The organism is Streptomyces sp. NBC_01717 (assembly GCF_036248255.1).
Lineage (GTDB): Bacteria > Actinomycetota > Actinomycetes > Streptomycetales > Streptomycetaceae > Streptomyces.
The window spans coordinates 5,690,909-5,714,757 of record NZ_CP109178.1 but is presented as its reverse complement, the minus strand read 5'-3'; the positions used below and the strand labels follow the sequence as shown (position 1 = coordinate 5,714,757).

The 23,849-nt window shown below is 67.3% G+C and carries 16 protein-coding genes and 3 rRNA genes; 6 read left to right on the top strand and 13 right to left on the bottom strand.

What is annotated here, in order from left to right; genetic code table 11:
- The first annotated feature begins 3 nt into the window (after positions 1 to 3).
- From OHB49_RS25895 to OHB49_RS25880, 4 genes are read left to right on the top strand one after another with little or no spacing between them, the layout of a single operon-like run.
- Positions 4 to 687 carry a DUF4129 domain-containing protein gene (locus OHB49_RS25895; protein ID WP_329163393.1) on the top strand — a complete coding sequence of 228 codons (684 nt, stop codon included), beginning with the start codon at positions 4 to 6 and terminating at the stop codon, positions 685 to 687.
- Positions 684 to 1,907 carry a DUF4350 domain-containing protein gene (locus OHB49_RS25890; RefSeq protein WP_329163392.1) on the top strand — a complete coding sequence of 408 codons (1,224 nt, stop codon included), beginning with the start codon at positions 684 to 686 and terminating at the stop codon, positions 1,905 to 1,907. Before OHB49_RS25895 ends, OHB49_RS25890 begins: the two co-directional genes overlap by 4 nt.
- Positions 1,904 to 2,905, top strand: coding sequence for an AAA family ATPase (locus OHB49_RS25885; protein WP_329163390.1), 1,002 nt, complete (start codon positions 1,904 to 1,906; stop codon positions 2,903 to 2,905). Before OHB49_RS25890 ends, OHB49_RS25885 begins: the two co-directional genes overlap by 4 nt.
- A 10-nt stretch (positions 2,906 to 2,915) precedes the next feature.
- Positions 2,916 to 4,226 carry a DUF58 domain-containing protein gene (locus tag OHB49_RS25880; RefSeq protein ID WP_329166625.1) on the top strand — a complete coding sequence of 437 codons (1,311 nt, stop codon included), beginning with the start codon at positions 2,916 to 2,918 and terminating at the stop codon, positions 4,224 to 4,226.
- A gap of 107 nt (positions 4,227 to 4,333) precedes the next feature.
- On the opposite strand, the gene rrf is transcribed toward OHB49_RS25880, so the two are convergent.
- The 4 genes from rrf to OHB49_RS25860 all read right to left on the bottom strand — a co-directional run bounded on the left by rrf (position 4,334) and on the right by OHB49_RS25860 (position 11,166).
- Positions 4,334 to 4,450, bottom strand: a 5S ribosomal RNA gene (gene rrf, locus OHB49_RS25875).
- 79 nt (positions 4,451 to 4,529) lie between these two features.
- Positions 4,530 to 7,654: ribosomal RNA gene (locus OHB49_RS25870) — 23S ribosomal RNA — on the bottom strand.
- Between the two features lie 295 nt (positions 7,655 to 7,949).
- Positions 7,950 to 9,475: ribosomal RNA gene (locus OHB49_RS25865) — 16S ribosomal RNA — on the bottom strand.
- Together the 16S, 23S and 5S rRNA genes form the textbook arrangement of a ribosomal RNA operon.
- A 683-nt stretch (positions 9,476 to 10,158) precedes the next feature.
- Entirely contained in the window at positions 10,159 to 11,166 is a 1,008-nt protein-coding gene (locus OHB49_RS25860; RefSeq protein WP_329163388.1) for a stage II sporulation protein M, read from the bottom strand.
- Between the two features lie 119 nt (positions 11,167 to 11,285).
- Between OHB49_RS25860 and OHB49_RS25855 the strand changes: the two genes are divergently transcribed.
- Positions 11,286 to 12,248, top strand: coding sequence for an RDD family protein (locus tag OHB49_RS25855; protein WP_329163386.1), 963 nt, complete (start codon positions 11,286 to 11,288; stop codon positions 12,246 to 12,248).
- Positions 12,249 to 12,694: 446 nt separating this feature from the next.
- On the opposite strand, the gene OHB49_RS25850 is transcribed toward OHB49_RS25855, so the two are convergent.
- From OHB49_RS25850 to OHB49_RS25810, 9 genes are all read right to left on the bottom strand, one after another.
- A complete protein-coding gene (locus OHB49_RS25850) occupies positions 12,695 to 13,306 on the bottom strand; it encodes a hypothetical protein (RefSeq protein ID WP_030977073.1) in 612 nt (203 codons plus the stop codon).
- Positions 13,307 to 13,483: 177 nt separating this feature from the next.
- Positions 13,484 to 14,941, bottom strand: a complete 1,458-nt coding sequence (ahcY, locus tag OHB49_RS25845) for an adenosylhomocysteinase (protein WP_313937593.1) — start codon at positions 14,939 to 14,941, stop codon at positions 13,484 to 13,486.
- A gap of 261 nt (positions 14,942 to 15,202) precedes the next feature.
- Positions 15,203 to 16,198: a cation diffusion facilitator family transporter gene (locus tag OHB49_RS25840; RefSeq protein ID WP_329163382.1), complete on the bottom strand. Its 996-nt coding sequence runs from the start codon at positions 16,196 to 16,198 to the stop codon at positions 15,203 to 15,205.
- 87 nt (positions 16,199 to 16,285) lie between these two features.
- Positions 16,286 to 17,467: a mannose-6-phosphate isomerase, class I gene (gene manA / locus OHB49_RS25835; RefSeq protein WP_030977069.1), complete on the bottom strand. Its 1,182-nt coding sequence runs from the start codon at positions 17,465 to 17,467 to the stop codon at positions 16,286 to 16,288.
- 69 nt (positions 17,468 to 17,536) lie between these two features.
- Positions 17,537 to 18,673: an SIS domain-containing protein gene (locus tag OHB49_RS25830; RefSeq protein WP_329163379.1), complete on the bottom strand. Its 1,137-nt coding sequence runs from the start codon at positions 18,671 to 18,673 to the stop codon at positions 17,537 to 17,539.
- A 102-nt stretch (positions 18,674 to 18,775) separates the two neighbouring features.
- Positions 18,776 to 18,958 carry a Trm112 family protein gene (locus tag OHB49_RS25825; protein WP_030927015.1) on the bottom strand — a complete coding sequence of 61 codons (183 nt, stop codon included), beginning with the start codon at positions 18,956 to 18,958 and terminating at the stop codon, positions 18,776 to 18,778.
- Between the two features lie 291 nt (positions 18,959 to 19,249).
- Entirely contained in the window at positions 19,250 to 20,641 is a 1,392-nt protein-coding gene (locus OHB49_RS25820) for a phosphomannomutase/phosphoglucomutase (protein WP_329163376.1), read from the bottom strand.
- 189 nt (positions 20,642 to 20,830) lie between these two features.
- Complete coding sequence (locus OHB49_RS25815; protein WP_329163374.1) at positions 20,831 to 22,447, bottom strand: L-lactate permease; 1,617 nt, start codon at positions 22,445 to 22,447, stop codon at positions 20,831 to 20,833.
- Between the two features lie 147 nt (positions 22,448 to 22,594).
- Positions 22,595 to 22,972, bottom strand: coding sequence for a DUF3499 domain-containing protein (locus OHB49_RS25810; RefSeq protein ID WP_030977063.1), 378 nt, complete (start codon positions 22,970 to 22,972; stop codon positions 22,595 to 22,597).
- Positions 22,973 to 23,294: 322 nt separating this feature from the next.
- Here OHB49_RS25810 and OHB49_RS25805 point away from each other — a divergent pair, with 322 nt between their 5' ends.
- A complete protein-coding gene (locus OHB49_RS25805) occupies positions 23,295 to 23,738 on the top strand; it encodes a metallopeptidase family protein (protein ID WP_078852937.1) in 444 nt (147 codons plus the stop codon).
- Positions 23,739 to 23,849 lie beyond the last annotated feature (111 nt).

Below are 23,849 nucleotides of genomic sequence, written 5' to 3'. Positions count from 1 at the left end.
GCCGTGTCGGGGGCGGGGGGCACCACAACAGCACGGCTACTGATCCACGCAAGCAGCGACGTACCGGTGGACACTCCGCGCGTCCCCGCCCGTGAGGCGGCGAAACACGAGCTGTCCCATCCTATGTACCACGAGAACGACCCGAACCTCCTCCAGCGCGGCCTCGACCGCCTTTGGGGGTGGCTCGGCGATCTCTTCGCCACGGCCTCGAACGCCGCACCGGGCGGACCGCTCGGGCTGATCGTCCTCGTGCTGGTGGTCATCGGCCTGGCCGTCGCTCTCTGGTGGCGGCTGGGCACCCCGCAACGCACCCCCCGCACCACGGTCGCACTCTTCGACGACAGCCCCCGCAGCGCGGCCGAACACCGCACGGCCGCCGAGGCCCACGCTGACGCCCAGCGCTGGAACGAGGCCGTCCAGGAACGCATGCGCGCCATCGTGCGCTCCCTGGAAGAACGCGCCCTCCTCGACCCACGTCCCGGCCGCACGGCCGATGAGGCCGCCGCCGAGGCGGGCCGCTCACTGCCCGGCCACGGGATGGCGCTTGGCGCTGCCGCTCGCGACTTCGACGACGTCACATACGGCGGTCGGACCGCCGACCAGCAGACGTATCTGACCGTGCGGGCCCTCGACCACGACCTCGAGAGCGCCAAACCCCTGCTGACCTCCAGGGGGGCCGCCGAATGACCGCAGTCGCCGACGCCCCCACCGCGTCCCCCACCTCGGCCTCCGCCTCTCCCCGCCAGGTCTGGGGCCGCACCCGCGGTCTGCTGTTCGCCCTCCTCCTTCTCGTAGCGGCAGGAATCGTGCTGGCCACCGCACGCTCCGGCGACCCGCACGGCCGGCTCGACCCCCGCTCCGCCGATCAGCACGGCAGCCGGGCCGTCGCGGAACTCCTCAAGGACCGCGGCGTCTCTGTCCGCGTGACCACCACGCTCGACGAAGCCACCGCGGCGACCGGCCCCGACACCACTCTGCTCGTCACGGCCCCGAACCTTCTGACGCCGCATCAGCAGAACGAACTCCGCGCCGCGACCACCGACTCGGCCGGCCGCACCGTCCTCCTCGCGGCAGACCCCCTGTCCGTGGACGCACTGGCCCCCGGCGTCCACGCGAGCTCCTCCGGCCCGGTGGCCGCCCGCGCACCGCAGTGCTCCCTGCCCGCAGCCCGCACGGCGGGCGACGCCGACACGGGAGGCTTCCGCTACACGGCGGACGGCCTCGACACCATCGGCTGCTACCCAAGTGGCAACCTCCCCACCGTGCTTCTCGTCCACGAGAAGAGCGCCGGCGACACCGTCCTCCTCGGCTCCCCCGATCTGCTCTACAACAACCGGCTCGCCAGCCACGGCAACGCCTCCCTGGCCCTGCAACTCCTCGGCTCCCGCCCGCATCTGATCTGGTACCTCCCCTCGCTCGCTGATCCCTCCGCCGCTCGGAACGACGAAGGTGTCGACGACGGCACGGGAGACGAGCGCAGCTTCGTCGACCTCATCCCGTCGGGCTGGCTGTGGGGCACCCTGCAACTCGCAGTCGCCGCCGTGCTCGCAGCCATCTGGCGCGCCCGCCGACTGGGCCCCCTGGTCACCGAACGGCTGCCCGTGGCCATTCGCGCCTCCGAAGCCACAGAGGGCCGCGCTCGCCTCTACCGCAAGGCGAACGCCCGCGACCGGGCCGCCTCCTCACTGCGCTCCGCCACCCGCGCCCGTATCGCACCTCTCATCGGCGTCTCCCCACGCGATGCCCACTCCCCCTCCGTGCTCCTCCCCGCCGTCTCCGCGCGCCTCAGCACCACTGAAGGCGGCCTGGACACCCTGCTCTTCGGACCGGAGCCGGCCGACGACGCCGCCCTTGTCCGTCTGGCAGACCAACTCGACACCCTCGAAAGAGAGGTACGCACTTCATGAGCGCCCTGCCCCCAGTGCCCGCCGGGACAACCGAGACCGTCGGGAGCGACGACACAGCCCGCGCATCCCTGGAAGCTCTGCGCTCCGAGATCGCCAAGGCCGTGGTCGGCCAGGACCCGGCCGTCACCGGACTGGTCGTCGCACTGCTCTGCCGAGGCCACGTCCTCCTCGAAGGCGTCCCCGGCGTGGCCAAGACCCTCCTGGTCCGCGCCCTCGCCGCCTCACTCGAACTCGACACCAAGCGTGTCCAGTTCACTCCCGATCTGATGCCGAGCGACGTCACCGGATCCCTCGTCTACGACGCCCGCACGGCCGAGTTCTCCTTCCAGCCCGGCCCGGTCTTCACTAACCTCCTCCTGGCCGACGAGATCAACCGCACGCCCCCCAAGACGCAGTCCTCCCTCCTGGAGGCAATGGAGGAGCGCCAGGTCACCGTCGACGGAACCCCGCGCCCCCTGCCGGACCCCTTCCTGGTTGCCGCCACCCAGAACCCCGTCGAGTACGAAGGCACGTATCCGCTCCCCGAGGCCCAACTGGACCGCTTCCTCCTCAAACTGACGGTGCCGCTGCCGTCCCGCGACGAGGAGATCAACGTCCTGACCCGCCATGCCGATGGCTTCGATCCCCGCGACCTGACGTCAGCAGGCGTACGCCCCGTCGCAGGCCCCGCCGACCTGGAGACCGCCCGGACCGCGGTCGCCAAGACCACGGTCTCCCCCGAGATCGCCGGCTATGTCGTCGATATCTGCCGTGCCACGCGTGAATCCCCCTCGCTCTCCCTCGGTGTCTCCCCCCGAGGCGCAACCGCCCTGCTCTCCACGGCCCGCGCATGGGCCTGGCTCACCGGCCGTGACTACGTCATCCCGGATGACGTGAAAGCCCTGGCACTGCCCACGCTCCGCCATCGCATCCAGCTGCGGCCCGAGGCAGAGATGGAAGGAGTCACCCCCGACTCCGTCATCACCGCGGTCCTCGCCCACGTACCCGTACCCCGATGAGGCGGTGACCGTGGCCCTCACCGGACGAACCGCGCTGCTTGCCGCACTGGGGTCACTCCCCGTAGGCATCCTGGCCCCGAGCTGGACAGGCATGCTCGCGGTCAACGCCCCGCTCTCTCTAGCAATTCTGTGCGACTACGCCCTGGCAGCGCCAGTGCGAACGCTCCAGTTCACCCGATCCGGCGACACAACCGTTCGACTCGGTGACGGCGCAGAAGTGCAACTGACCGTAACCAATCCCTCGCGTCGTCGGCTGCGCGCGCACCTCCGCGACGCCTGGCCCCCCAGCAGCTGGCTCACCGGCACGGAGCAGGCCGCGTGCCGTCACACCTTGGACATCCCGGCCGGCGAACGCCGTCGCGTCACCACGCTCCTGCGCCCCACCCGTCGCGGCGACCGCCGGGCCGAGCAAGTCACCGTCCGCTCCTACGGACCGCTTGGCCTGGCAGCCCGGCAGGGAAACCATCACGTCCCATGGACGGTGCGCGTCCTTCCGCCCTTCACCAGCCGCAAGCATCTGCCGTCCCGCCTTGCCAGACTCCGCGAGCTCGACGGCCGCACCAGTGTCCTCATCCGTGGCGAAGGCACGGAGTTCGACAGTCTGCGCGCCTACGTCCCCGGCGACGACACCCGCTCCATCGACTGGCGGGCAACAGCACGGCAGTCCGCTGTCGCGGTCCGCACGTGGCGCCCTGAGCGGGACCGCCACATCCTCATCGTTCTCGATACGGGCCGTACCTCGGCGGGTCGGGTCGGTGATGTGCCCCGGCTCGACGCGGCAATGGATGCGGCCCTGCTCCTCACCGCTCTCGCGACACGCGCCGGCGACCGCGTCGACCTGCTGGCCCATGACCGCCGCACCCGCGCGCAGGTTCAAGGCCGCGCCGCAGGGGAAGTTCTGTCGGCCATGGTCACGGCGATGGCTCCGCTCGAACCGGAGCTCGTGGAAACGGACGTCCGAGGACTCAGCGCCACTGCCCTGGCAAGCGCCCCTCGTCGCTCTCTGATCGTGCTTCTCACCAGTCTGGACGCGGCCCCTGTCGAAGAGGGCCTGCTCCCCGCCCTCCCCCGGCTGACCCAGCGCCATACCGTGCTGGTGGCCGCGGTGGCCGACCCGCACATCGAGGAGATGGCCCACGCCCGAGGCACGGTGGACGCGGTTTACGAAGCTGCAGCAGCGGCACAAGCCCAAGCTCAGCGACGCCGCACTGCGGAACAGCTCCAGCGCCATGGCGTGGTGGTCGTCGATGCCACTCCGGACGATCTCGCCCCGGCTCTCGCCGACGCCTATCTTGCCCTCAAAGCAGCAGGCCGCCTCTGACTCCCACGCGGCAATCATGGACACACGCCGAGGCGCCATGATTGCCGATCCGTCCGTAAACGCAGAAAAGCCCCGCACCAGAGGTGCGGGGCTTTCCCGGAATAATTGTTCGGCGGCGTCCTACTCTCCCACAGGGTCCCCCCTGCAGTACCATCGGCGCTGAAAGGCTTAGCTTCCGGGTTCGGAATGTAACCGGGCGTTTCCCTAACGCAATGACCACCGAAACACTATGAAATTAACCAACACCGGGCAACAACACGGCCGTTCGTTATTTCAGAACTAACACAGTGGACGCGAGCAACTGAGGACAAGCCCTCGGCCTATTAGTACCAGTCAGCTCCACCCGTTGCCGGGCTTCCACATCTGGCCTATCAACCCAGTCGTCTACTGGGAGCCTTAACCCCTCAAAGGGGGTGGGAACACTCATCTCGAAGCAGGCTTCCCGCTTAGATGCTTTCAGCGGTTATCCTTTCCGAACGTAGCCAACCAGCCATGCCCTTGGCAGGACAACTGGCACACCAGAGGTTCGTCCGTCCCGGTCCTCTCGTACTAGGGACAGCCCTTCTCAATATTCCTACGCGCGCAGCGGATAGGGACCGAACTGTCTCACGACGTTCTAAACCCAGCTCGCGTACCGCTTTAATGGGCGAACAGCCCAACCCTTGGGACCGACTCCAGCCCCAGGATGCGACGAGCCGACATCGAGGTGCCAAACCATCCCGTCGATATGGACTCTTGGGGAAGATCAGCCTGTTATCCCCGGGGTACCTTTTATCCGTTGAGCGACAGCGCTTCCACAAGCCACTGCCGGATCACTAGTCCCGACTTTCGTCCCTGCTCGACCCGTCGGTCTCACAGTCAAGCTCCCTTGTGCACTTACACTCAACACCTGATTGCCAACCAGGCTGAGGGAACCTTTGGGCGCCTCCGTTACTCTTTAGGAGGCAACCGCCCCAGTTAAACTACCCATCAGACACTGTCCCTGATCCGGATCACGGACCCAGGTTAGACATCCAGCACGACCAGAGTGGTATTTCAACGGCGACTCCACAACCACTGGCGTGGCTGCTTCAAAGTCTCCCACCTATCCTACACAAGCCGAACCGAACACCAATATCAAACTGTAGTAAAGGTCCCGGGGTCTTTCCGTCCTGCTGCGCGAAACGAGCATCTTTACTCGTAGTGCAATTTCACCGGGCCTATGGTTGAGACAGTCGAGAAGTCGTTACGCCATTCGTGCAGGTCGGAACTTACCCGACAAGGAATTTCGCTACCTTAGGATGGTTATAGTTACCACCGCCGTTTACTGGCGCTTAAGTTCTCAGCTTCGCCGACCCGAAAGTCAGCTAACCGGTCCCCTTAACGTTCCAGCACCGGGCAGGCGTCAGTCCGTATACATCGCCTTACGGCTTCGCACGGACCTGTGTTTTTAGTAAACAGTCGCTTCTCGCTGGTCTCTGCGGCCACCCCCAGCTCATGGAGTAAATCCAATCACCAGTGATGGCCCCCCTTCTCCCGAAGTTACGGGGGCATTTTGCCGAGTTCCTTAACCATAGTTCACCCGAACGCCTCGGTATTCTCTACCTGACCACCTGAGTCGGTTTAGGGTACGGGCCGCCATGAAACTCGCTAGAGGCTTTTCTCGACAGCATAGGATCATCCACTTCACCACAATCGGCTCGGCATCAGGTCTCAGGCTCATGTGTGACGGATTTGCCTATCACACGCCCTACACCCTTACCCCGGGACTACCACCGCCCGGGCTGGACTACCTTCCTGCGTCACCCCATCGCTTACCTAGTACAAGTCTGGTTCGTCGGCTCCACCACTACCCTCAACTCCGAAGAGATCGGGCCGGCTTCACGGACTTAGCATCGCCTGATTCAGTATTGGGCGTTTCAAAGCGGGTACCGGAATATCAACCGGTTGTCCATCGACTACGCCTGTCGGCCTCGCCTTAGGTCCCGACTTACCCTGGGCAGATCAGCTTGACCCAGGAACCCTTAGTCAATCGGCGCACACGTTTCTCACGTGTGTATCGCTACTCATGCCTGCATTCTCACTCGTGAACCGTCCACAACTCGCTTCCGCGGCTGCTTCACCCGGCACACGACGCTCCCCTACCCATCCCAGCAGGCGTTGGCCCTTAATGCTGGAATGACACGACTTCGGCGGTACGCTTGAGCCCCGCTACATTGTCGGCGCGGAATCACTTGACCAGTGAGCTATTACGCACTCTTTCAAGGGTGGCTGCTTCTAAGCCAACCTCCTGGTTGTCTCTGCGACTCCACATCCTTTCCCACTTAGCGTACGCTTAGGGGCCTTAGTCGATGCTCTGGGCTGTTTCCCTCTCGACCATGGAGCTTATCCCCCACAGTCTCACTGCCGTGCTCTCACTTACCGGCATTCGGAGTTTGGCTAAGGTCAGTAACCCGGTAGGGCCCATCGCCTATCCAGTGCTCTACCTCCGGCAAGAAACACACGACGCTGCACCTAAATGCATTTCGGGGAGAACCAGCTATCACGGAGTTTGATTGGCCTTTCACCCCTAACCACAGGTCATCCCCCAGGTTTTCAACCCTGGTGGGTTCGGTCCTCCACGAAGTCTTACCTCCGCTTCAACCTGCCCATGGCTAGATCACTCCGCTTCGGGTCTTGAGCGTGCTACTAAAACGCCCTATTCGGACTCGCTTTCGCTACGGCTTCCCCACACGGGTTAACCTCGCAACACACCGCAAACTCGCAGGCTCATTCTTCAAAAGGCACGCAGTCACGACTGTCGCTCCGAAGAACAACAGCGACGCTCCCACGGCTTGTAGGCACACGGTTTCAGGTACTATTTCACTCCGCTCCCGCGGTACTTTTCACCATTCCCTCACGGTACTATCCGCTATCGGTCACCAGGGAATATTTAGGCTTAGCGGGTGGTCCCGCCAGATTCACACGGGATTTCTCGGGCCCCGTGCTACTTGGGTGTCTCTTAAACGAGCCGTTAATGTTTCAGCTACGGGGGTCTTACCCTCTACGCCGGACCTTTCGCATGTCCTTCGCCTACATCAACGGTTTCTGACTCGCCTCACAGCCGGCAGACTGTGAAAAAGAGATCCCACAACCCCGCATGCGCAACCCCTGCCGGGTATCACACGCATACGGTTTGGCCTCATCCAGTTTCGCTCGCCACTACTCCCGGAATCACGGTTGTTTTCTCTTCCTGAGGGTACTGAGATGTTTCACTTCCCCTCGTTCCCTCCACACTGCCTATGTGTTCAGCAGCGGGTGACAGCCCATGACGACTGCCGGGTTTCCCCATTCGGACACCCCCGGATCAAAGCTCGGTTGACAGCTCCCCGGGGCCTATCGTGGCCTCCCACGTCCTTCATCGGTTCCTGGTGCCAAGGCATCCACCGTGCGCCCTTAAAAACTTGGCCACAGATGCTCGCGTCCACTGTGCAGTTCTCAAACAACGACCAGCCACCCATCACCCCACCCCTAAGGGCGAGTTCACTGGGGCCGGCAACTGAAGGCAACCTTACGGCCATACCCTCAGACACCCAACAACGTGCCCGACACGACCCCCCACGATTCACGTTCCACGCCGAAGCAGTACTAGTGATCCCGAAGAACCGTGCCGAATAGTCAACGTTCCACCCATGAGCTAACCACCGTCGAACATTTGCCGACGTAGTGGCTCTGGATTCCTTGCGGAATCTAGATGCTCCTTAGAAAGGAGGTGATCCAGCCGCACCTTCCGGTACGGCTACCTTGTTACGACTTCGTCCCAATCGCCAGTCCCACCTTCGACAGCTCCCTCCCACAAGGGGTTGGGCCACCGGCTTCGGGTGTTACCGACTTTCGTGACGTGACGGGCGGTGTGTACAAGGCCCGGGAACGTATTCACCGCAGCAATGCTGATCTGCGATTACTAGCAACTCCGACTTCATGGGGTCGAGTTGCAGACCCCAATCCGAACTGAGACCGGCTTTTTGAGATTCGCTCCGCCTCGCGGCATCGCAGCTCATTGTACCGGCCATTGTAGCACGTGTGCAGCCCAAGACATAAGGGGCATGATGACTTGACGTCGTCCCCACCTTCCTCCGAGTTGACCCCGGCAGTCTCCTGTGAGTCCCCATCACCCCGAAGGGCATGCTGGCAACACAGAACAAGGGTTGCGCTCGTTGCGGGACTTAACCCAACATCTCACGACACGAGCTGACGACAGCCATGCACCACCTGTATACCGACCACAAGGGGGGCACCATCTCTGATGCTTTCCGGTATATGTCAAGCCTTGGTAAGGTTCTTCGCGTTGCGTCGAATTAAGCCACATGCTCCGCTGCTTGTGCGGGCCCCCGTCAATTCCTTTGAGTTTTAGCCTTGCGGCCGTACTCCCCAGGCGGGGAACTTAATGCGTTAGCTGCGGCACCGACGACGTGGAATGTCGCCAACACCTAGTTCCCAACGTTTACGGCGTGGACTACCAGGGTATCTAATCCTGTTCGCTCCCCACGCTTTCGCTCCTCAGCGTCAGTAATGGCCCAGAGATCCGCCTTCGCCACCGGTGTTCCTCCTGATATCTGCGCATTTCACCGCTACACCAGGAATTCCGATCTCCCCTACCACACTCTAGCCTGCCCGTATCGACTGCAGACCCGGGGTTAAGCCCCGGGCTTTCACAACCGACGCAACAAGCCGCCTACGAGCTCTTTACGCCCAATAATTCCGGACAACGCTTGCGCCCTACGTATTACCGCGGCTGCTGGCACGTAGTTAGCCGGCGCTTCTTCTGCAGGTACCGTCACTCTCGCTTCTTCCCTGCTGAAAGAGGTTTACAACCCGAAGGCCGTCATCCCTCACGCGGCGTCGCTGCATCAGGCTTTCGCCCATTGTGCAATATTCCCCACTGCTGCCTCCCGTAGGAGTCTGGGCCGTGTCTCAGTCCCAGTGTGGCCGGTCGCCCTCTCAGGCCGGCTACCCGTCGTCGCCTTGGTAGGCCATCACCCCACCAACAAGCTGATAGGCCGCGGGCTCATCCTTCACCGCCGGAGCTTTTAACCCCGTCCCATGCGGGACAGAGTGTTATCCGGTATTAGACCCCGTTTCCAGGGCTTGTCCCAGAGTGAAGGGCAGATTGCCCACGTGTTACTCACCCGTTCGCCACTAATCCACCCCGAAGGGCTTCATCGTTCGACTTGCATGTGTTAAGCACGCCGCCAGCGTTCGTCCTGAGCCAGGATCAAACTCTCCGTGAATGTTTTCCCGTAATCGGGAGACACATCACGAGAGCGGGATGATCAGCCGGAATAAGACCGACCGTCCACAGCGTCCTCGCTGTGTAATTGCCTACCGGAACCACAAAGGCCCGGCAGGACTTTCAAAGGAACCACCAACCTGCCGAAACAGGCCGGGGTATCAACATATCTGGCGTTGACTTTTGGCACGCTGTTGAGTTCTCAAGGAACGGACGCTTCCTTTGTACTCACCCTCTCGGGCTTTCCTCCGGGCTTTTCCCTTCGGTCTTGCGTTTCCGACTCCATCAGACTCTTTCGTGTCCGATTCCCGGTCGAAGCGGGTTCCGCTTTCCAGTTCTTCGCTTTCGCGTTTCCCTTTCCGGCGGTTCCAACCCTACCAGACTCTTTTTCGTTCCGTTTCCGGTCCGAATTTGATTCCGGTGGCCGTTGGAGTGGCCTTTGCCTTTCGGCTGATTCAACTTTATCAGAAGCGTTTCGGCCGAGCTAATCGGCTTCGTGGCCCAAATAAAGGAATCGACGGCTCTTCAGGAATTCAATTCCCAGTGAGCGAGATGAAGACTAGCCGTTGGGTCCTAACCTGTCCAGCTGGACTCAACCGTTAAAATCTACCTCCCCCTGTCCACCATGTCAATGGCTTTTTGGGGCGAGGAGGAGACTAGCAGGTCAGCGGGGGCGCACGCACATCAGGCGGCGGCTGGGAGCTCAGCGCTGCGCTCGGTGGCGTCGACGTCTCCCGCTTCGCCGGCTCGGGCCGCTCGGCCGCCCAGTACGTAGACGTAGGTGAGAAAGGCCAGCTCGGCCGCTATGCCTATGGCGATGCGGCCCCAGGTCGGGAGACCCGACGGGGTGACGAAACCTTCGATGACGCCGGAGACGAAGAGAACCAGGGCCAGGCCTATGGCCATGCCGATCGCGGCCCGGCCCTGTTGCGCGAGGGCGGATCGCCGGGTCTGCGGGCCGGGGTCGATGACCGTCCATCCCAGGCGGAGTCCCGTACCGGCTGCGACGAACACCGCGGTCAGTTCGAGCAGGCCGTGCGGGAGGATCAGTCCGAGGAAGGTGTCGAGGCGGCCGGCCGACGACATCAGGCCGATACCGACCGCGAGATTGAGGACGTTGACGAAGAGGATCCAGATCACCGGGAGGCACAGGAACGCCCCCAGGACCAGGCACATCGCGGCGGCCTGGGCATTGTTCGTCCAGACCTGGGCTGCGAACGAGGCTGCCGGGTGGCTGGAGTAATACGTCTCGTACTCCCCGCCGGGGCTGGTCAGGAGACGTAGATCCTCCGGGGCGGCGATGGCCGCCTGGACTTCCGGGTGGGTACCGATCCACCAGCCCATGAGTGCGGCCAGGAGTGTCGAGAGGACGGCCGTGGGTATCCACCAGTGCCTGGAGCGGTAGACCGCGGCGGGGAAGCCGGCTGTCAGGAAGCGGGTGGCGTCGCGCCAGGAGGCCCGGCGGGTTCCCGTCACGGTGGATCGGGCGCGGGCCACGAGCTGGGTGAGGCGCGCGATGAGCATCGGGTCCGGAGCACTGGACTGGATCAGTGAGAGATGCGTGGCCGTCCGCTGGTAGAGGGCGACGAGCTCGTCGGCTTCCGTGCCGGTGAGTCGGCGCCCGCGGTGCAGGAGATGGTCCAGGCGGTCCCACTCGGTTCGGTGGGCGGTCACGAATACGTCGAGATCCATGGTCGGCTGCTGCTCCAGGCATGGGTGCGTACGGGTCCGTACTACTGCGGCGCGCTGCGGGTCAGCTTGGCAGACTGAGCGCCCGAGGGTCAGGGAAGGTCGGCGAAGGGTGGGCGGCGATGAGTGAGCTTGTGACCGGGGATGCGGTCGTGCTGGGGCTGCGGCCGGCGAGACTGCCGAGCCGTGCATTGGCTCTGGCGATCGATCTTGTCGTGGTCTGGATCGTGTTCATCCTGGTGTCGATCGGGTTGGCCGTTGCGACGGTGACGCTGGACGAGGCGGCAAGTGCGGCCATAGCCGTCGCGACCTTTCTGCTGGTGCTCGTGGGCGGGCCGATCGCGGTCGAGACACTCAGTCATGGGCGTTCGCTGGGGAAGCTCGCGTGTGGGCTCCGGGTGGTGCGGGACGACGGAGGGCCGATCCGGTTCCGGCACGCGCTGGTGCGCGGCGCGATGGGGGTCGTGGAGATTCTGATGACGCTCGGGGTCTTCGCCTGTATCGCGTCGCTCGTGTCGGCGCGGGGGCGGCGGCTCGGGGATGTCTTCGCGGGGACGCTCGTCGTGCGGGAGCGGGTGTCGGCCGGGCGCGGGATCGCTGTGCCGCCTCCGCCGCCGTGGCTGGTCGGGCGGTTCGCCGGGCTGGATCTGTCAGCGGTCCCGGACGAGCTGTGGCTGGCGATACGGCAGTACCTGACGCGGATGCAGCAGCTCGATGCGGAGGTGGGGCTGTCGATGGCGGAGCGGCTGGCCGGTGAGCTGGCAGTGCGTACGGGGGTTCCGGTGCCGCCGGGGGTGCCGGCCGCGGCCTATCTGGCCGGCGTGGTGAACGAGCGGCAGGCGCGGGATGCCCGGCGGGTGTTCGCCGCTGCCCAGGCCGATCCCCTCGGGCAGGGGGGCGTCGGAGTTGGTTCGGCTCCGGTGGGGGTGGTGGGGCCTGCGGGGACGGTCAGCTCGGTCGCCCCTCACGACACTGTTTCCCCTCTAGCGCCTGCTGTTCCTGCGGCTCCTGTCGAACCTGGGGTTTTTGAGACGGAGGAGCCGGGGGACCGGAAGCCGGGTACGGGGTTCGCGCCGCCTGCCTAGAAGCTGTCCCGTATGGGGTGGCCGTTATCCCCTGGGGGTCATGTCGTGGAACAGTCGGCTCGGCTGAGAGGCCAGGGCTCAGGACCCGAAGGGCCCTGTGTTCTGCCTCGTAGCGTTCGCCGCGCCCAGCCCTTGTGCGAGTCCCTGGTCCGCTGCCCCACGCTCGAGTGCCCCGCGTTCCCCCGAGCCGCCTCTGCGCCGCAGTACGACCAAGCACACCCCGACCGCGGCCGCGAGCACGACTGCCATGGAAGCAACAAAGATCATGGGTCCCCCGTTTGTCTGGCGGAACCGTCCTGCGGCCCCGTGGTGATCTGGATTGTCTCCTGCTGTCTGCTCACAGGGAAGCCCGATTCCTGCTTTGCCGGCGATCTTGTCGGCTCACCGTCCATGCAAGGACACGCCTCGTCGACGCACCACCCACCGCACCGGTTGCGGGACGACCTCTAGCGGGGGGAGGGCGGGGTCTCCAGGTGTTCGAGCTCGATGCCGGGGGCCGCGAGGACTACGTCGCCGGCGATGTGGATCGTGTGCTGTTCGCCCGTGTCCAGGGCGTTGACCTGGTATTCGTCCACCATCAGAGGGCCGTTGTCAGTGGCGTGCGCTTCACTGTTCACCAGGGCCCAGGACTGGTCGACGGTACGGGGGGCGAGGACCGGGTCCGTGAAGGCGACGAGGCGGATGCGGGTCGCGGGGGAACCGGGGGTGAGGCGCAGCAGGCGTGAGGTCGCGATGAGGAATGCGGGGGATGTGCCGGTGAAGCCGTGGGCGCGGACATTGCCTTCGGTGGCATGAGTGCCGGTCGGGTCGGTGCGGACCCAGGTGACGCCTTCGAGGGCGGCGCCGCGGATCTGCCAGCTCGCGGCGTGCAGTTCGAGGCGGATGGGGCGGCCGAGTTCGTCGAGGGCCAGATCGACGGAGCCGAGATGGTCGCCGGAGGGGGCGATGGTCTGGGAGACGTAGCGCCAGCCGGAGGGGCCCGGGGCGCAGTGGAAGTGTTCTTCGCCGAGGGGGGTGTGGTCGTGAGGATCGTGGAGCGAATAACGGCCGCGTGGCATGGGGTCCTTCGGGTTCCTCGGGCTGTGCGGGTGCGGTACGGCGCAGGCCCCCGACACGGGGGTGCGGGGGCCTGCGCTCGTATCTGCTGCTGAGGCTGCGGCTGTTCCTGCCGTCAGTGACCGGTCACCGGCCGGCGGTGAGCTGTGTGGTCGATGACGGTCGGGACCGGTGCCGGATCAGTAGCGGTAGTGGTCGGGCTTGTAGGGGCCTTCGACCTCGACGCCGATGTACGCGGCCTGCTCGGGGCGGAGCGTCGTGAGCTTCACGCCGAGCGCGGCAAGGTGGAGGCGGGCGACCTTCTCGTCGAGGTGCTTGGGCAGCACGTAGACGTCGGTCGGGTACTCCTCGGGCTTGGTGAACAGCTCGATCTGGGCCAGGGTCTGGTCCGCGAACGAGTTGGACATCACGAACGAGGGGTGGCCGGTGGCGTTGCCCAGGTTCAGCAGGCGGCCCTCGGACAGCACGATGATGACCTTGCCGTCGGGGAACGTCCAGGTGTGGACCTGCGGCTTGACCTCGTCCTTGACGATGCCCTCGATCTTGGCGAGGCCGGCCATGTCGATCTCGTTGTCGAAGTGGCCGATGTTCCCGACGATCGCCTGGTGCTTCATCTTGGCCATGTCGGCGGCCATGATGATGTCCTTGTTGCCCGTCGTGGTGACGAAGATGTCGGCCTGGGAGACGACGTCGTCGAGCGTGGCGACCTGGTAGCCGTCCATCGCCGCCTGCAGGGCGCAGATCGGGTCGATCTCGGTGATGATGACGCGGGCGCCCTGGCCGCGCAGGGACTCCGCGCAGCCCTTGCCCACGTCGCCGTAGCCGCAGACGACGGCGGTCTTGCCGCCGATGAGGACGTCGGTGGCGCGGTTGATGCCGTCGATCAGGGAGTGGCGGCAGCCGTACTTGTTGTCGAACTTGGACTTGGTGACGGCGTCATTGACGTTGATCGCCGGGAAGAGGAGCGTGCCGTCGCGGTGCATCTCGTACAGACGGTGCACACCGGTCGTGGTCTCTTCGGTGACGCCGCGGATCTCGGACGCCAGCTGGGTCCACTTCTGCGGGGACTCGCCGAGGGTGCGGTTCAGCAGGGTGAGGATGTGGCCGTACTCCTCGCTGTCCGCGGTCGACGGGTCCGGGGCCGCACCGGCCTTCTCGAACTCGACGCCCTTGTGGACGAGGAGGGTGGCGTCACCACCGTCGTCGAGGATCATGTTGGGACCACCGGTGGGGGTGTTCGGCCAGGTCAGGGCCTGCTCCGTGCACCACCAGTACTCTTCGAGCGTCTCGCCCTTCCAGGCGAAGACCGGGACGCCGGCGGGGGCGTCCGGGGTGCCGTTCGGACCGACGGCGATGGCCGCGGCGGCGTGGTCCTGGGTGGAGAAGATGTTGCAGGAGGCCCAGCGGACCTCGGCGCCGAGGGCGACCAGGGTCTCGATCAGCACGGCGGTCTGCACGGTCATGTGCAGCGAGCCGGTGATGCGGGCGCCGGCGAGCGGCTGCGCGGCGGCGTACTCCTTGCGGATCGACATCAGGCCGGGCATCTCGTGCTCGGCGAGCGTGATCTCCTTGCGGCCGAACTCCGCGAGGGAGAGGTCGGCGACCTTGAAGTCCTGTCGATTGGCGACCGTCGTCATAACGGGCTGCTCCTCGTAGTGGGTGTCGAGGGTGGGTACGGCTGGCTCTGCGGCGGCGGACACAGAAATGCCCGGGCGCTCGCAGCGCAGTCCGTCGGAGGCCCTCTCTCCCTCGCCCGGTCCGCATGCGCGGAGCGGCCGACCGCCATCAGCAGCGACGTCTGACACTGCCATCGAATCTACACCGATCGGGCCGACCGCTCCCAGCCCGCCCGGGGCCGGAAGTGATCGGGAGGAGGGCCGGGGCGGGGTACGGGTGGATCAGTGGTCGGATTGTGTCGGGGCGGCGTCGGGGGCCTCGGGAGCGTCCGGCGCCTTGGCCGGGTTGGTGCCCGTGGCGGCGGCCGCCTCGTTGAAGATGTCCGGTTCCAGGTAGATGACCCTGGCGATCGGGACGGCTTCGCGGATGCGGAACTCGGCAGCGTTGATGGCGTTGGCGACCTCGGTGGCGGTGTCGTCGTGCTGGACCGCGATCTTGGCGGCGACCAGCAGCTCTTCCGGGCCGAGGTGGAGCGTACGCATGTGGATGATGCGGGTGACGGTTTCGCCGTCGACCACCGCAGCCTTGATCTTTTCGACCTGGTCGGTACCGGCGGCCTCGCCGAGCAGCAGGGACTTCGTCTCCGCGGCAAGCACGATCGCAATGCCGATCAGAAGGATGCCGATGCACAGCGTGCCGATGCCGTCCCAGACGCCGTTGCCGGTCGCCAGGGTCAGGCCCACACCGAACAGGGCGAGTACCAGACCGACCAGCGCGCCGAGGTCCTCCAGGAGGACGACCGGGAGCTCGGGGGCCTTGGCCCGGCGGACGAACTGGGTCCAGGTGAGGGCGCCGCGGCTCTCGTTGGACTCCTTGATGGCGGTCCGGAAGGAGAAGCCTTCGGCGATGATCGCGAAGACCAGCACGCCGACCGGCCAGTACCAGGCCTCGAGCTCGTGCGGGTGCAGGATCTTCTCGTAGCCCTCGTAGACCGCGAACATGCCACCGACCGAGAACAGGACGATGGAGACGAGGAAGGCGTAGATGTACCGCTCGCGCCCGTAGCCGAAGGGGTGCTGGGGGGTGGCTTCGCGCTGGGACTTCTTGCCGCCGAGCAGCAGCAGCCCCTGGTTCCCCGAGTCGGCGACCGAGTGGACGCTCTCCGCGAGCATCGATGACGAGCCACTGAACAGGAACGCCACGAATTTGGCCACTGCGATCGCGAGGTTGGCGGCGAGTGCCGCCACGATCGCCTTGGTTCCGCCTGACGCACTCATGGGTGCCTGGTGTCCCTTCTTCGGTGCTGCGGCCCTGGCGCCGCGGTACGGCCGGACATTGTTGCAGCCGCTGATGCGGACGGTACGTCAGGCCACAACTGTGGCGCGGAACAGAGTGCCGGTACCGGACGCTTCGACCGTTTCGCCCGACGGTACGAAGACCGAGGCGCCGGGGGTGAGATCGAGGGTGCCGACGCGGGGTGCGCCCGCGGTGCAGAGCAGGATCTGCGGAGTGTGCCTGGTCAGGTCGACGGGCGCGGCGCCGGGCGAGAGGTCGAAGCGCGACAGCCGGAACTCGTCGACCGGGGTCTCGTACAGCTCCTCGCCGGAAGGGGACGCCTCAGGGCGCAGGATGCCGGGGTCGGTCGCCTCGAAGCGGACGATGCGCAGCAGTTCGGGGACGTCGATGTGCTTGGGCGTCAGTCCGCAGCGCAGCACGTTGTCCGAGTTGGCCATGATCTCGACGCCGAGGCCGCCGAGGTAGGCGTGCGGGACGCCCGCGCCGAGGAACAGGGCCTCACCGGGCTGGAGTTGTACGTAGTTCAGCAGCATCGCCGCGATGACGCCCGGGTCACCGGGGAAATGGTGTGCGATGCGGGCGTACGGGGCGTGGGCGCCGCCGAGCCGTTCGGCGGCGGCCGCCGCGGCCGTCACCGTCTCGGCCATCTCGACGGGGTCCGCGGTGAGGATCGCCGTGAGCACCTCGCGCAGGGCCGCCTCTTCGGGGTGGGCGCCGAGGAGATCGACGTACGGCTTGAGGGAGTCGACACCGAGTGCCGCCATCGCCTGCGCCGCCTCGGTGGGCCTGCGGAAGCCGCAGAGGCCTTCGAAGGGGGTGAGCGCGCAGATCAGTTCGGGCTTGTGGTTGGCGTCCTTGTACGTGCGGTGGGGCGCGTCGATCGGGACGGACCGGCGCTCCTCGTCCTCGTACCCCTTCCTGGCCTGCTCGAGGTCGGGGTGGACCTGGAGGGAGAGGGGGGCACCTGCGGCGAGCAGCTTGAGGAGGAACGGGAGGCGGGGGCCGAACTTCTCGACGGCGGCCGCGCCCAGCTCGCGCTCCGGGTCGGCGGCGATGATGTCGGTGAGGGGCTGCTCGGTGAGGGCTTCCGAGGTGCCGGATATGCGGGCGAGGCGGGAAGGGGCTCCGGGGTGGGCGCCCATCCACATTTCGGCTTGGGGCTCGCCGGTGGGGGCGACGCCGAGCAGCTCGGGAATGGCGGTGGTGGAGCCCCAGGCGTAAGGGCGCACGGTGTTGGAGAGCCGGTCCATGGAGAGTTCGTCCTCGTGAGATGCGCGGATCGTGCGGTGCGGTGGTCGTGCGGTGGTCGTGCGATGCGGTCAGGCGTGGGCTGCCGAGGCCAGTGCCAGGTAGACGGCGGCGAAGTCGGTGACCGCGAGGAGCTCGGCGAGGGCTTCGAGTTCGCTGCCCTCGTCCGGTTCGAGTTCACTGATCGCCGTGTCGTGGCCGAGGGCCAGTTCACGGGCGGCGGGGGCGGCGCTCAGACCGCCGGCAGGTCGGTCGCGGAGCAGGACGACCCGGGCGTGCAAGGGCTCCGCCTCGTCGACCCGGTCGCGGAAGAAGTCGTCGGGATCGGCCCCGGCGGCGAAGGTGCCCGCCAGCAGCGCCCCGTGGGCGGGGAGGGCCTCGGGGAGTTCGGCGGCGAGGGCCGGGCGGCCCGACAGCTCGGCGAGGACGGCGGCGAACCGGCGCCCGACCGGCCCCGCGGCATCGCCTTCCGTCCACACGAGCGGCAGGCTGTCGGCTAGCTCGGCGGCGAGCGTCTTGGCCGGGTTGCTGTACGTGGCGATGGCCGGGCCGCAGCGTTCCGCGGTGCGGTCCAGGCGGTCGGCGACGCTCTGGAGCGTCTCGGCGGGTGCGTTGATCAGGCCGACCCGGTCGAGCAGTGCGAGGAGCGGCGTGAACAGGGCCCAGAGCGTGCCGGGTCCGGCGGCCGACGTCTCGGCGTCGTACTCGCCGTGCGGGGCGGACGCCATCGGTACGACGAGGCCGTGCACCCCGTCGACCGCTTCACGCAGCGGGGACCGCCGGGGGGCGACGGCGACGACCGTGCAGCCGCGCCGGTAGGCCTGTTCGGCGAGCAGGGCGAGGCCCGGTTCGGAGCCGTCTGCCGTGACGATCAGCAGCAGGTCGACGGAGCCGGCCCAGCCGGGGAGCGTCCAGCGCATGGCGCCCGCGGCAGGTGCGACGCCCGTGGGTTGGATACGGGTGACGGGTGCGGAGGCTCCCGCCAGCGCGCCGATCAGATCGGCGACGCCGGCTGCGGCGGTGCCGGAGCCGGCGACCAGGACAGCCCGTGGGCGGCCCTCCGGGGCCAGCTCGGTGATCCCGGCCTCCGCCGCGTGCCGGGCGGCGGTACGGACGCGCGCCCCGGCCTCGGCGGCGCCGCGGAGCAGACCGCGGCGGTCGGCTCGGGCCAGGGCTTCCGGGGCGTCGAGCAACGACTCGTCGAGCATGGGGACGGGCCTCCGATCACGTGCTGATCACCGTGCGGGCTGCGGGTGTACGGGGGTGGGGGCGCCCCGGCCGGGTGGGCGGCGGCGCTCCCGTGTCTCGCGCTACGCGGGGCGGCGGGCCTCGTCGACCAGGAGTACAGGGATGCCGTCCCGTACCGGGTAGGCCAGGCCGCAGTCCGTGCCGGTGCAGACCAGCTCGGGGCTGTCGGCTGCCGACCGGTCGTCGAGCGGGGAGTGGCAGGCCGGGCAGGCGAGGATCTCCAGGAGGCCGGCTTCGAGCGGCATGGGGTGAGTCCCTTCAAGCATTCGAACAGAGGGTTCGGATTCGCGCGGATCGGGCGACGTCAGCCTACCGCCGGGGTGGCGGGGGCGCGGCCTGGCCGGGGGTGGTGCGGTCGCCGAGCGGGCGCGGGTGGGGGCTCCCGGGCCGGCTGTTCCCCCACCCGCCGTTCCGGGAACCGGGGCGCCGCCCCGGAACCCCGGTCCTCGAGCACCGGACGGGCTGGAAGGATGCCGTCGAACGCCGGGGTACCCGGCGCGCCGCGAGGGGCCCGGCGGGCGCGCTCTCAGGCGCCCTCACACATCGGGGTCGTTTGACGCTGCCTGACTGCGGACCAACGTCAGGACTTCGTCGCGTACCGCCGTCATCGTCGCTTCGTCGCGTGCTTCCACGTTCAGGCGCAGCAGCGGTTCCGTGTTGGAGGCGCGGAGGTTGAACCACCAGTCCGGTGCCGTGATCGTCAGGCCGTCCAGTTCGTCGAGCGTGACGTGGTCGCGGGTCTCGAAGGCCGCGCGCACCGCCGCCGTGCGGCCCGGCTGGTCGTCGACGGTGGAGTTGATCTCGCCGGAGCCGGTGTAGCGGTCGTACTGTGCGACCAGGTCCGACAGCGTGCCCGGCTGGCCGCCGAGGGCGGCCAGGACGTGGAGGGCGGCGAGCATGCCCGTATCGGCGTTCCAGAAGTCGCGGAAGTAGTAGTGCGCGGAGTGTTCGCCGCCGAAGATCGCGCCGTGTGCGGCCATCTCCGCCTTGATGAAGGAGTGGCCGACGCGGGTACGGACCGGGGTGCCGCCGTGTTCGCGGACGACCTCGGGGACCGACCAGGACGTGATCAGGTTGTGGATGACGGTGCCCTTGCCGCCGTTGCGGGCGAGTTCGCGGGCCGCGACCAGGGCGGTGATGGCGGACGGGGAGACGCCCGCGCCGCCTTCGTCGACGACGAAGCAGCGGTCCGCGTCGCCGTCGAAGGCGAGGCCCAGGTCGGCGCCCTCGGCCAGGACTCGGGCCTGGAGGTCGACGAGGTTCTTCGGGTCGAGGGGGTTGGCCTCGTGGTTGGGGAACGTGCCGTCCAGCTCGAAGTACATGGGGACGACGTCGAGCGGGAGCCCTTCGAGGACGGTGGGGACGGTGTGGCCGCCCATGCCGTTGCCCGCATCGACCACGACCTTCAGCGGACGGATGGCCGTCAGGTCGACCAGGGACCGCAGGTGGGCCGCGTAGTCGGTGAGGGTGTCGCGCTCGGTGACGGTACCGGGGGTGGCGACCGACTGCGGTACGCCCTGCTCGGCCCACTTCTCGAGCAGGGCGCGGATCTCGGAGAGCCCGGTGTCCTGGCCGACCGGCGCGGCGCCGGCCCGGCACATCTTGATGCCGTTGTACTGCGCCGGGTTGTGCGAGGCCGTGAACATCGCACCGGGCAGGCCGAGGCTGCCGGAGGCGAAGTACAACTGGTCGGTCGAGCAGAGACCGATGAGGGTGACGTCCGCACCGCGCGCCGCCGCACCGCGTGCGAAAGCCGCGGAGAGGCCGGGCGACGAAGGCCGCATGTCGTGGCCGATCACGATCGCTTCGGCGTCCGTCACCTCGACGAACGCCGCCCCGAACTGCTCGGCCAGCGATTCGTCCCACTGGTCGGGCACGACTCCGCGCACGTCGTACGCCTTGACGATCTGCGACAGATCAGCAGCCACGGGCCGGTCCTCCTGAGGTTTCTGCGGACCGCCCAAACTACCCGTCGGCCCTTTGGGCAGGCCGTGGGGTCCTGTGGCTGAGCGGTGGCGCAGTGGCGCGGCCGTACGGTTGCCCGGCTGCGCCCACGGTGGCCGGGAGCGGCCGGTCACTGCTCGGTCGTCAACCGGCGGCCGGACCTGGTCCTGCGCTCAGGGCAGCATCCAGCCCAGCACCGTCGTGCTCTGCGCCAGCACGATCAGGCACATCACCAGCAGCAATCCCAGGCTCCACGGCAGCACCTTGCGCAGCAGGTCCCCCTCGCGCCCGGCCAGACCGACCGCCGCACAAGCGATCGTCAGGTTCTGCGGGGAGATCATCTTGCCGAGCACCCCGCCGGAGCTGTTCGCCGCGGCAAGCAGCTCCGGCGAGAGACCCGATTCGCGTGCCGCCGAGACCTGGAGTGCGCCGAAGAGCGCGTTCGCGGAGGTGTCTGAGCCGGAGACCGCGACGCCGAACCAGCCGAGCACCGGCGAGAGAAAGGCCAGCCCGGCGCCCGCCGCGGCCACGAACTGGCCGATCGTGGCAGCCTGCCCGGAGAGGTTCATGACGTACGCGAGTGCCAGTACGGAGGTCACGGTGAGGATCGCGTACCGCAGTTCGTACACCGTGCCCGCCCACTCGCGCGCCGCGTCCCGGGGTCGTACGCCGAGTGCGACGGTGGCGACCAGGCCGGCCAGCAGGACGAGGGTGCCGCCCGTGGCGATGACCGGGAGCGTGAAGAGGTTGGCGCCGACCGGCTTGCCCGCCGGGTTCGCGACGTCGAGAAAGGGCCAGTCGAAGACCCGGGTCGCCTCGGCCAGCAGTTCCTTGACCGGCGGGATCTGGGCGACGGAGAAGACGGCGACGATGAGGGCATACGGGACGTAGGCGCGCAGCACTTCGCGGTGCGGGTCCACGTGATCGAGGTCCCCGCTCCGCACGCCTGTCAGGACCGCCGCACGCACCGGTTCCTCGGCCGGCCTGCGTGCCCCGGGGACGGCCATCAGCGCGGCCGCGCCCACGAGTGCGGCGGCGATGTCCGCGAGCTGGGCGGAGACGTAGTTGGAGGCGGCGAACTGGGCGCCGGCGAAGGCGATTCCGCAGACGAGTGCGGGCAGCCAGGTCTCGCGCAGCCCACGCCTTCCATCCACCAGGAAGACCAGGATCAGGGGTACGAGGAGGGCCAGCAGCGGGGTCTGGCGACCCACGACGGAGGCCACGTCGTCCAGCGGCAGCCCGGTGATCTGGGCGAGCGTCACCACCGGGGTGCCCATGGCGCCGAACGCGACCGGTGCGGTGTTGGCCACGAGCGAGACGACGGCCGCCTTCACCGGGTCGAAGCCGAGCGCCACCAGCATCACGGAGGAGATCGCGACAGGCGCACCGAATCCGGCGAGGGCTTCGAGGAGCGCACCGAAGCAGAAGGCGATGACCAGCGCCTGGATGCGAGGGTCGTCCGAGAGCCGGCCGAAGGAGCGGCGGAGGATGTCGAAGTGCTGGGTACGTACGGTCATGCGGTACACCCAGAGGGCGTTGACGACGATCCACATGATGGGGAAGAGGCCGAAGAGCACGCCCTGAGCGCCTGCGGAGAGGGTCTGCCCGAGAGGCATGCCGTACGTGAGCGAGCTGACGGCGACCGCGACGACGAGGCCGATGAGTCCGGCGTGATGTGCCCGCATCCGGACCGCCCCGAGCAGCACCAGCACGGTGACCAGGGGAAGCGTCGCGACCAGAGCGGACAGGGCGAGCGAATCGGCTACGGGCTCGAGTTGCTGGACAAACACACAGACCTCCCCGGATTCCGTGATGCGGAAGCCATTTCTCACGGGTGAGGGAATAGTCGTGTCCACGACAAGTTCTGGTCAATGGCCCGAACGCGAAAACTTGTAACGGGAAATCATAGGCGAAGGACGCCGAGCAGCACGCCGCGGTCAGGAATCCGGCGAACGCAGCACCCGAAGATGGCCGCGGCGTGCGACCTCCATGGGGTCTGCGGCATGCGGTCCGCCGCCTCTGGCCTCGGCTGCGCGCTCGTGCGGACGCGCCGCTTCCCGCACGGCGTTGGCGAGCGCTTCGAGGTCGTCACCGCTGGGGCGGGTGGGCGCGGAGGGGTCGGAGAGCCGGACCACTTCCCAGCCGCGCGGCGCGGTCAGCCGCTCACCGTGCTCGGCACAGAGGTCGTAGCAGTGGGGCTCGGCATAGGTGGCGAGCGGGCCGAGGACCGCAGTCGAGTCGGCATAGACGTACGTCAGTGTCGCGACGGCAGGGCGGCCGCACGCGGTGCGCGAACAGCGACGTACAGGGCTCACGATGTTGGACGGTACCGCACTCTTGAGCGGGCTGCGACGACTCTCCCTCAGGTCACCCCACCGTGTCGCACTGTGACCTCCGGCACAACCGCCTTTCGGGCAACTACCCTGACCTGCACCGGAAGAGAGAACCGCAGGTAGCAACGGCAACGATTCCGGTTACCACTCGATACAAAAGCTGTCATTACGTAAGAGATCAGCGGTCGCGGACAGGGCCTGAAACGGGCTCAACGTTGGCCGGAATGTTCAACAGTGGACATGCCGCTGCCCTGCCGGTGAGCGGCGATCCCACTGCCCCGCCGGGAGTTACGCTGCGTCGGTGATGGACAGTCCTGTACCGCCGCCCCACCCGCCCGAGCCGCGCTCCGAACCGCGTCCGCGCCGTCGTGACCGCCACGGCCGCGGCATGCGTGGCCCCGTGGCTCCGCCCCAGGTGCCGCTCTCGGTCAGCAGGGCGGAGACCTTCCGCGATCTCGTACAGGATTCGGTGGAGCGGCTGGAGCGCCGCTGGCCGCAGCTGGCCGATGTCGACTTCATGGTCCTGGACGTACCGGGGACGCAGGAGGAGACCGTTCCGCTGGGGCGCGCGGTGTCCGCGGCGAAGGACCGGGCCGCGCAGATCGTCGTCTACCGGCGCCCCGTCGAGATCAGGACCAAGAGCCGCGACGAGCGTGCGCTGCTGGTGCACGAGGTCGTGGTGGAGCAGGTCGCGGAGCTGCTCGGGCTGTCGCCGGAGTCGGTGGATCCGCGGTACGGCCAGGACTAGCGGGTGCCCGACGGATCACCCGCGGCCCCGGCCACGGATCGGCCGGGCACTCCCTGAAGGGTGTGAGTACGGTACGGGGCGGCGCTGTGTTCGGCGCCGCCCCGTACCGGT

What these genes read in the sequence shown, in the direction of transcription:
- OHB49_RS25860 (WP_329163388.1), bottom strand. Translation starts at nt 11,166, where the DNA reads ATGGATCTCGACGTATTCGTGACCGCCCACCGAACCGAGTGGGACCGC.
- OHB49_RS25855 (WP_329163386.1), top strand. Translation starts at nt 11,286, where the DNA reads ATGAGTGAGCTTGTGACCGGGGATGCGGTCGTGCTGGGGCTGCGGCCG.
- OHB49_RS25850 (WP_030977073.1), bottom strand. Translation starts at nt 13,306, where the DNA reads ATGCCACGCGGCCGTTATTCGCTCCACGATCCTCACGACCACACCCCC.
- ahcY (WP_313937593.1), bottom strand. Translation starts at nt 14,941, where the DNA reads ATGACGACGGTCGCCAATCGACAGGACTTCAAGGTCGCCGACCTCTCC.
- OHB49_RS25825 (WP_030927015.1), bottom strand. Translation starts at nt 18,958, where the DNA reads ATGCCGCTCGAAGCCGGCCTCCTGGAGATCCTCGCCTGCCCGGCCTGC.
- OHB49_RS25890 (WP_329163392.1), top strand. Translation starts at nt 684, where the DNA reads ATGACCGCAGTCGCCGACGCCCCCACCGCGTCCCCCACCTCGGCCTCC.
- manA (WP_030977069.1), bottom strand. Translation starts at nt 17,467, where the DNA reads ATGGACCGGCTCTCCAACACCGTGCGCCCTTACGCCTGGGGCTCCACC.
- OHB49_RS25840 (WP_329163382.1), bottom strand. Translation starts at nt 16,198, where the DNA reads ATGAGTGCGTCAGGCGGAACCAAGGCGATCGTGGCGGCACTCGCCGCC.
- OHB49_RS25830 (WP_329163379.1), bottom strand. Translation starts at nt 18,673, where the DNA reads ATGCTCGACGAGTCGTTGCTCGACGCCCCGGAAGCCCTGGCCCGAGCC.
- OHB49_RS25805 (WP_078852937.1), top strand. Translation starts at nt 23,295, where the DNA reads ATGGACAGTCCTGTACCGCCGCCCCACCCGCCCGAGCCGCGCTCCGAA.
- OHB49_RS25885 (WP_329163390.1), top strand. Translation starts at nt 1,904, where the DNA reads ATGAGCGCCCTGCCCCCAGTGCCCGCCGGGACAACCGAGACCGTCGGG.